The organism is Gelidibacter maritimus (assembly GCF_014062315.1).
Classification (GTDB): domain Bacteria; phylum Bacteroidota; class Bacteroidia; order Flavobacteriales; family Flavobacteriaceae; genus Gelidibacter; species Gelidibacter maritimus.
The window spans coordinates 167,604-174,736 of sequence record NZ_JACGLT010000009.1 but is presented as its reverse complement, the minus strand read 5'-3'; the positions used below and the strand labels follow the sequence as shown (position 1 = coordinate 174,736).

Sequence of the window (7,133 nt, the reverse complement as noted above, 5' to 3'; positions counted from 1 at the left end):
TGTATGTCCCTAGTATAGGTTGACCACTTTAAACAAAGTGTAAACTTATGAAAGCAAACATTAAACTATTGAAAAAGCAACGCATTTATTCGGATGAGTTTAAACTACAAATTGTAAAAGACTTTGAATCGGGAGAATTCAGTGTAACTCAGTTGGAGAAATTGCATAATATAAGTAATGTATCGATTTACAAATGGATTCATAAATTTTCTACCTTTAATGAAAAAGGTTCAAGAATTGTAGAGATGAAAAACAGTAGCACCCAGAAGATGAAAGAACAACAGGCTCGAATAAAGGAGCTTGAAGCCATAGTTGGGCGCAAACAGATCAAGATAGATTATTTGGAGAAGATGATTGATATCGCAAAGGACGATTTAAATATAGATATCAAAAAAAACTTCAGCACTCCACAATCAACTGGTTCAGGACACATAAAGAAAAAATAAGCTTTAGTATGAACCAGCTTTATCACACCATAGGCATAAGTAAACAAGCTGTCAGTCAGTATGCACGGCGACAAGCAGTTTTCGATGGCCGAGTGTCTCAATTAATTTTAGAGGCAGATGATCTTCGGGAGGACCATCCTGGTTGTGGAGTTGAAAAGATGTACGATATATTAAATCCGGATTTTATAGGTAGGGATCGGTTTATAGAAACCATGATGGATCTCGGTTACAGGATAAAAAGGAAGAAGAATTATAAACGTACAACAATAGCAGGCAAGAAGTTTTATCCCAATCTAATAAAAGGCTTAAGAATAAACGCACCAAACGTATTATGACAATCGGATATAACCTATTTGCCACTTAATGGCAAACACTATTACGCTGTGTTCATAATAGATGTTTATACAAAAAAGATTGTTGGATTTATAGTATCGGATAACATGCGGGCCCAAGCCAATTTAGAAGCTCTTAAAATGGCGCTAAAGGAAAATAATGCACCTGAGGTTCATAATTCGGACAGAGGAAGCCAATACACTTATCATAGGTATATAGATTTATTGGTAAGCAATGGAACCAAGATAAGTATGTCCTTAAGTGGATTGGACAATGCATATGCGGAACGTATCAACAGAACTATAAAGGAAGAGTATCTAGATTATTGGAAACCTGAAACATTCCTTCAGTTAAAACAATGTGTAGCAAAAGCTGTAAAAAATTACAATGAAATAAGAACCCATAAAAATTTACCAAAAATGAGCCCAAACAATTTTGAGGAATATTGGTCGACCTTGAAACCTGAAGATAGACCAAAAATAACTATTTTTAACAATGAAATAAATAACTAAAAAACGGTCAACTCTATTCAGGGAAGTACAGATTATTGACCTGCCCGAACGTACCATTTCTTGCCTGAATGAATCCATCCAGGCGGATGGTACGGGCGGGCTGTTGAAGCGGCGAATGGACGAAGATGTAGGTTTGTCGGTATAGGAGCTTGGAAGGTAGTCAGTTAAAGAGTTTAGCCACAGGTTTCAGGGCTGTCGTTTGCCAAGTTAAGATGCTAACAGCTGCTCGTTTTTGCGATATCTGCAGGAGATACTTTATAGTTTCATTTTTCAGTAAATGTTATGGTTTTGCTAGAGCAGGGGCTTTAACCAATCTCCGAAGTTTAATAAAGCATGAATAACAAATAAAAAACATCAAATTTTTTGTATCCTTTATGGTTTTTTATACTCTAATGGATAGGTGCATTACAAACAAGACCTTTCAAAATATAAGCCCACTCAATAATTATTAAAGCAGCGAAACAATGAAAAATCAAGAAGTAACCATAAAATCGATTGGCTACGCTACACATGATGTGTTGCATATTGTGGTCGAAAAACCAGACGGGATGAACTTTGAGTCAGGGCAAGCGACGGAAATATTTATAAATGAGTCAGGATGGGAAAATGAAGGACGGCCATTTACATTTGTCTCGCTGCCAGAAGATCAGGATCTCGAATTTATGATCAAAACCTACCCATCACGAAAAGGAGTTACCAATAAATTACGGTCGTTAGAAGCTGGTGATCATTTGATTATCAACGAGGTGTTTGGGGCCATTGCCTATAAAGGCGAAGGCACATTTATTGCTGGTGGCGCGGGCGTCACGCCATTTATTTCAATTATCAGGAATCTGAAGGCGCAGAACAAATTGGGAGATAATAAACTCATTTTTGCCAATAAGACCAAAGATGATATCATTCTCAAAAATGAATTCCGAGAGCTGTTAGGAAATAATTTTATTAATATTTTATCTCAAGAAACGGTTGAGGGTGTTGAGCATGGACATATCACTGAGAAATTTTTAAAAAACTGTGGACTTGCCTATGACAAACATTTTTATATCTGTGGACCACCACCGATGATGGAGGCTGTAGAGAAACAATTATCCAATTTGAATGTAAAGAAGGGACAAATTGTCAAGGAGGAATTTTAGTCGGGATGAAACCAATCGAAATAAAACGGATTTATGAATCGCTATCAAAAAGTGATGGCTACCGTATTTTGGTGGACAGAATTTGGCCCCGAGGTATTTCTAAAGAAGATGCTCAATTGGACGAATGGAACAAAGACTTGGCACCTTCTACCGAACTTAGAAAGTGGTTTGACCACGACCCCGATAAGTTTGATGACTTCTCTAAGAAATATAAAAAAGAACTGGAAGCCCAAACCGAGACTTTAAAGAAATTAAGACAAAAGACGAAAGATCAAACAGTCACTTTACTCTTTGGCGCAAAAGATAAAGAGCATAATCAAGCTGTGGTGCTTAAAGAGGTTTTGGAACATAGTAATTGATTTTTCAAAAAGAAAAAAGCTTCCCATTTCTGAGAAGCTTTATATTTAGCAAATCATCTAAAGACTACATCTTTATTAACTTTGAAGTTAAAACTTGTCCATTTTTATTTTCAACTTGTATCAAGTAAATGCTCTGTTTCAAATCGGAAATGTCAAAACTATCCGTTTTAGTAAAATCACCTTTAAACGATTTGATACGTTTGCCAGTTATATCATAAACATCAAGCAGATGGACTTCTTTATTAATCTTAAAAGTGTCATTTGTGGGGTTTGGATAAATGGTGAATCCCGAAACATTATCAAAGACGTCCGTACTCAAGGTTGATGCTTGATTACCGAAAATCCTAAACTGCCCTGCAGCAATCGTTACAGTGCCATCGCTATAAGTGGTGCTTCCGCTTGCATCCATCAAATCATACCAAGTTTGTCCTGAAGGTATTGTAGTATTCAGCGTTTGGGCAGTCACATCAAAATTTGCCAAAACAACCACCTTGTTAAGTGCACTTGCAGGTAAAGTATTGTCAAAAATTTCAATGGATGGCGTTAAGTTATTGGAGGTCATCGTATAATCGCCTTTAAATACCGGTTCAGTGGTCTTTAATTCAATCATTCTCGCCCAAACATTATAAATTGTATTTCTGTTGATATCTCCTGTCCAGTTTTGTGTCCATTGCGGCTGTGGTTTGGTGTCCAATTTACAATCACCATCGTTTCCACTCGGATCGTTGACAGACCCATCATTACAAGTAAAAATGGAGTTTTCCATCCCTAATTCGCCAAAGTGCCAGATCATTTTTGGACCTGGGACGGTGAGTGTAACCGCACCTAAAGCTGACATTCTTGACAATGCGGTGTTTAAATCCTTCACATCATGTGAACTGTTGGTGCTGTTTCCGTACATTAAATTCTTGTACATCAATCGCTCTTCATCATGACTTTCAGCATAGCCTATAACACGTGGCCCTTGAAATTGAGGTCTTGATTTATGACCAATCCCACTTATATCGGACGTATATCCCATGGTCAATTCGTTGTAAGCATGATTCATATTCCCCCACATCATGATTCCTTTCCCTTCATCGTATCTGTAATTGGCCCACTCTTTTTCTTCATTTTCAGAACCTAAATGTTCAAAAATAACGTAATGGGTTGGATCCAAGGACCATGAGTAATCGGCATATTCTTTTAAAACAGCCACACGATCAGCTTGGTAGGCATTGGTGCAGCCCTCATCATTCGCGGTACAGTTTTGCGTAAAACCTTTGGTCAAATCCCATCTAAAACCATCAATTTTAAATTCTTCAATCCAATGTTTTACAACACGCTTGACATACTCCTTTGTTCTTGGATTCGAGTGGTTGAAGTCAGAACCTACATTATAGCTATGTCTTGGGGTGGTATTGAAATAAGGATTTTCAGTATTTGGATCGCCCCAACCATCGCCGTCTGGATCGTTCATCCACATGCGTACCATCGGATTTCTTCCAAAAGCATGGTTTAATGCCACATCTAATATAACTGCGATCCCGTTTTGATGACAGACATCAATAAACTCCTTAAACTTATTTTCTGTACCATAAAATTTGTCCAATGCCATGTGGAAAGAGGTGTTATAGCCCCAACTTTCGTTACCTTCAAATTCCATCACCGGCAATAGCTCAATGGCATTGATATTTAGTTTTTTAAAATAATCGATGCGATCAATCAGATCTTGAAAATTTCGGTTGGAGCCAAAATCCCTGATCAATACTTCATACACCACTAAATCTTCTTTATCAGGTTTGGTAAAATTAGTCACTTGCCAATTGTAAGCTGCTTGGTCGGTTTGTAAAACAGTAACTTCGCGCTCCTGTCCAGCTGGATAGGCTGGCAAGTTTGGATAGGTGGATGCTGGAATATAAGGGTCGTCATAAGGTGATAGCACTAAAGTTGAATAAGGATCGGCTGTTTTCACCATACTAGGCGAGTTGGCAATCGGTGTTTTATCGACCACCCAATATTGATAGGTTTCTATCTGCCCTGGTGTCAATCCGGTAAGTCTTATCCAAAATTTATTGTTGCGTGTGGGATCTTTCTTCATGGCGTAAGTGGCGTCCGGTTGCCAGTTATTAAAACTTCCGGCAACATAGACAAAATCCTTACCTGTAGCATACAGCACCAAGACCGCTTCTGTCGGACTCAAATAGGTAATTCCGTCTTGATAGGTCATCGGCATAATTCCTATGTTTGATCCTGGGTCTACAAGAACTGAGAATTTTTTGACTATGGTATTTCCGTTTAAGGTGACCTCCAATTCAAAATTGGTATTTTGTGTAATATTGGTTCGCGTAAAAGCGTAATTTGAAATATCCGTTTGGGTATTGATGGGCGTTGGATTTCCAACTTCTTTTAAAACATAAGTGGCATTTCCACCAGTGTTTTGTGCAGTAATACTCAAACTTTCTCCAGAATTGATAATGGTTGTTGATCCTGCTGTTGGCTGACTTAATACCACTTGGAATGTTCCTACGTCGACTAAAATGTTCTGCGATTTTTTATCCCCAGAACCATCTTTCGCTTTTATTAAAAATCCAATGCGCCCTAATCCTGTTCTGTTATAGAACGTGCTTGGCGTAAAAGAAATGCTATAGGTGTCATTGCCACTGTCATAGGTCAATTTATTGGCCTCATTGGAAGCTTCCCAAGTTCCGTTTGTTGGTGAATTCTGCTCATTAGAAAGGTTGAGGTCATAAGACCATGACCATAAATAAAGAGAGTTGTCAGTCACTTGCCATGCGGCTTCATTGATGCTGTTGCCGTTAAAGGTCAAGGTAATATTCTGGCTTTCCTCAAAAGGAGAGGGGGTAACCGAATAGGTCACGTTCTGCTGTTGTGCGAACGTAAATAATGGAATTAAAAAAAGTAATTTAAGGTAGAGATGTTTCATGTTTATTTCCGTTTAAATTAAAAAAAAGGCTGTCATTTCTAACAGCCTTTTTACTTTAAAAGATTACTCTATTTTATTGAGCTTGTAGGTATTGTCGTTAAGATCCATTCTTATACGATACTTACCAGCCAGTACGGCAATATCATCACCACCGGCTTCTAATGTGCCATCAGCTCCATCATCGCCAAAGTCAGTGTCCCAAGCGTTATTGAGACGGAATTTTATATCTCCATCTACAAAAGTCGCTATGTCGCCAATCCAAATTTTTGGCTGCACTTCAGTTAATGCAAAGTCAGGACCGTCATTACCCCAATCATTATAACCTGATCCAACAATGCCCCAAATATCAGTCTGTTCAATGGTATAAGTATTGGAATTGAAATCTAAAGTTATCGCGTAATGTCCGGCAGTAACCTCAATGTTATCACCTCCAGCGTCTAATGTGCCATCAAGGCCATTGTCTCCAAAATCGTTGCCCCATTCGTTGTTTGTTCTGAATTTGATCTCTCCATCAATCAGTCTTACACCAACTTTAAAGGTATCCGTCAAATAGTCATAATAAAATTTGGCATCTGGCATACCATCTTCTCCCCAATTGTTATACCCATCACCTACGATACCCCAAGAGAATTCTTCGATGGTATAGGTGTTATCATTAAGGTTTAAGGTGATTTTGTAATCGCCTTCAGTGACTTCGATATTCGCGCCACCATCCTCAAGTGAACCGTCGGCACCGTCATCACCTAAGTTATTGTCCCAGGCGTTGTTTTCACGGAATTTAATTTCGCCAGTTAATAATGACACATAACTAACGAGCACATTTTCGGTTGACGTGGTATAGAATTTACCATCTGGAATTCCCGTATCAGCCCAATCATTATAGGCGCCTCCAACAATTCCCCAAGTAGATTCCGAAATACCGCTCCCACCTGTTTGTGCTTCTTGAAGGACTACAGATATGGTTTTGGTGTCAGAGAATATTTCTGTGTTGCTACCCCCGCCACCAGCGTATGCGCGTACTCGTACAGAAAAAGAGCCCGTGTTTGGTTCTGGAGTGGCAGGATTGTTATCCAGTCCAGCTTCAGCCGCTACGGCCATCATCTGGCCAATGGTCATTGCAATTTCGTTACCTCCAGTGGTACCTACCAAAACAGCATCACTAAAGTCGCCTATAACAGAGCGTTGCAAGTCGTACGACACGTTTGTTGGAACGCCAAAATCGGCACTGTTCCAAGTAAAACGCTCACCAAGATTACTTCCAGTTGATGAGGTTAATACGTATTCAGGTAAGATGGAATTTGTCAAAACAAATTCACCTGGTTCTTGAGCTATGAAAACAACGTCGTCATCAGTTTCACAGGAATTTAGCCCAATCATGGCTAAAATAAATAAGCTAAATATTTTAAAATTTTTCATGTGTT

The 7,133-nt window shown here is 38.7% G+C and carries 7 protein-coding genes; 5 read left to right on the top strand and 2 right to left on the bottom strand.

Features of this window, described 5'->3' with window-relative positions:
- Positions 1-47: 47 nt before the first annotated feature.
- From H3Z82_RS12540 to H3Z82_RS12520, 5 genes are all read left to right on the top strand, one after another.
- Positions 48-446, top strand: coding sequence for a transposase (locus H3Z82_RS12540; protein WP_182205709.1), 399 nt, complete (start codon positions 48-50; stop codon positions 444-446).
- Between the two features lie 8 nt (positions 447-454).
- A complete protein-coding gene (locus H3Z82_RS12535; RefSeq protein ID WP_182205708.1) occupies positions 455-781 on the top strand; it encodes a hypothetical protein in 327 nt (108 codons plus the stop codon).
- 9 nt (positions 782-790) lie between these two features.
- The gene (locus H3Z82_RS12530) at positions 791-1,291 is read left to right on the top strand and encodes a DDE-type integrase/transposase/recombinase (RefSeq protein ID WP_317172459.1); all 501 of its coding nucleotides are present in this window, start codon (positions 791-793) and stop codon (positions 1,289-1,291) included.
- A gap of 464 nt (positions 1,292-1,755) precedes the next feature.
- Positions 1,756-2,427, top strand: a complete 672-nt coding sequence (locus H3Z82_RS12525; protein ID WP_182205852.1) for a ferredoxin reductase domain-containing protein — start codon at positions 1,756-1,758, stop codon at positions 2,425-2,427.
- Between the two features lie 5 nt (positions 2,428-2,432).
- A complete protein-coding gene (locus tag H3Z82_RS12520; RefSeq protein ID WP_182205851.1) occupies positions 2,433-2,786 on the top strand; it encodes a DUF488 domain-containing protein in 354 nt (117 codons plus the stop codon).
- 64 nt (positions 2,787-2,850) lie between these two features.
- On the opposite strand, the gene H3Z82_RS12515 is transcribed toward H3Z82_RS12520, so the two are convergent.
- On the bottom strand, positions 2,851-5,712 hold the full coding sequence (locus tag H3Z82_RS12515) for an alpha-amylase family glycosyl hydrolase (protein ID WP_182205850.1): 2,862 nt from the start codon (positions 5,710-5,712) through the stop codon (positions 2,851-2,853).
- Positions 5,713-5,775: 63 nt separating this feature from the next.
- Positions 5,776-7,128: a SusE domain-containing protein gene (locus H3Z82_RS12510; RefSeq protein WP_182205849.1), complete on the bottom strand. Its 1,353-nt coding sequence runs from the start codon at positions 7,126-7,128 to the stop codon at positions 5,776-5,778.
- Positions 7,129-7,133: the final 5 nt, after the last annotated feature.

Coding starts and splice junctions, on each gene's coding strand:
- H3Z82_RS12540 (WP_182205709.1), top strand. CDS start 48: ATGAAAGCAAACATTAAACTATTGAAAAAGCAACGCATTTATTCGGAT.
- H3Z82_RS12535 (WP_182205708.1), top strand. CDS start 455: ATGAACCAGCTTTATCACACCATAGGCATAAGTAAACAAGCTGTCAGT.
- H3Z82_RS12525 (WP_182205852.1), top strand. CDS start 1,756: ATGAAAAATCAAGAAGTAACCATAAAATCGATTGGCTACGCTACACAT.
- H3Z82_RS12520 (WP_182205851.1), top strand. CDS start 2,433: ATGAAACCAATCGAAATAAAACGGATTTATGAATCGCTATCAAAAAGT.
- H3Z82_RS12515 (WP_182205850.1), bottom strand. CDS start 5,712: ATGAAACATCTCTACCTTAAATTACTTTTTTTAATTCCATTATTTACG.
- H3Z82_RS12510 (WP_182205849.1), bottom strand. CDS start 7,128: ATGAAAAATTTTAAAATATTTAGCTTATTTATTTTAGCCATGATTGGG.